Annotated in this window: 1 protein-coding gene; it reads left to right on the top strand. The window is 47.8% G+C overall.

Translation table 11 applies throughout. The features are described 5' to 3' along the window. Nucleotides 1–344: 344 nt before the first annotated feature. The coding region (locus KDK15_RS07270; RefSeq protein ID WP_257294696.1) for a hypothetical protein at nucleotides 345–1180 on the top strand (836 nt) is incomplete at its 3' end.

The following is a 1180-nucleotide window of genomic DNA, read 5'->3' as shown; positions in this document are numbered from 1 at the left end:
CTCTAGCTCCTGCATCCATGCAGTCGTGCGGCGTTACAACTCCGGTCACATAGCTTAGGCTATGCTCCCTAGTTGTGCCTTGCATAGTAACTGCCCACTTAGTCAGAAATATACGATTCCATTTGCCCAACTTCTTAGTGGGCTCAGGCATCGCAGCGAATGTGCGAGCTTGAATTGATTCCGGAACCTTGCAATCAAATCATTGTCCTATAAGTCAGGAAATTAAATAGCCTCCGAATTGCTTTGTTTTTTATTAATGAAACAAATGCACCAGATAAACACGGAGGAATGAAAAAACGATTTCCTGTACTAAATACATTACCCGGTCTGGAGGAAACCCAATAATGGATCATATAGCTTCAACGTCTGGTATAAATTCACTATCTTCTTCAGCGCCTTTGAAACATGAAGATTCAAGGGCGGTGAGTATTTGCTCCTCTTGCCAGGATTCTCGTTTTCAGGGCAGGGAGGTCAGTCTGGTGCAAAGACGGTCTGAACATCAGGCGCTTCCAGAAGGTCCCGCACAGTGTCCAGTATGCAAGAAAGCCGTTGGTCCACGAAGCGCCTCTCCTGCTAACCCGGCCAATGAAATTTCCAAACCCCCGAAAAATCGCTGCCGTGACCTTAGACTTGCACTCAGTATGGACGATGGAAAGAGTGCTACAAAAGTTCAGGACTTGATGGATGAAGGTGTCATTTTGCCCCTTAAAGAGCGATCCCGGGCTTTGAAAGAAGCCTTGGGAGTCGACGACAATGGGTCTTTTTTCAGATTTAAAAAAACTCTTGCCCGGCGGATTTTGCCCCAGACTTTTTCACTGGCAACGGGGATGTACCCTGTTATGCCCAGGCATGCCCCCGCTCTATGGCAAATGGATGTCAGCCTCTCGCCGAAAGAACTGCTCCGGGCTCTGACAGTTTTGCAGCGATCAATTGACAGTGATGGCGGCAAAGCAAGTGGCCAGCGCCGTCTGATTCAGGAAGACCATATCAAATTACTGGTTCAGATCGCAGAGACCATGCCCGCTGATAAGTTGTCCAGGATCATGCTATCTAGCTTCAAAACGGAAGGTGAAGTTGGTATCGGATATATCAAGCTCTTGCTGGGAATGGCGTCTAACCCATTAACCCACCGACTGCTTGATGCCGTTTGCGATAATCTGAACCCGGAACAAAAGTCCAT

The organism is Endozoicomonas sp. YOMI1 (assembly GCF_024606345.1).
Classification (GTDB): domain Bacteria; phylum Pseudomonadota; class Gammaproteobacteria; order Pseudomonadales; family Endozoicomonadaceae; genus Endozoicomonas.
Note: the sequence above shows the minus strand (reverse complement) of the source record. Positions and strands in the feature narration are given on the sequence as shown.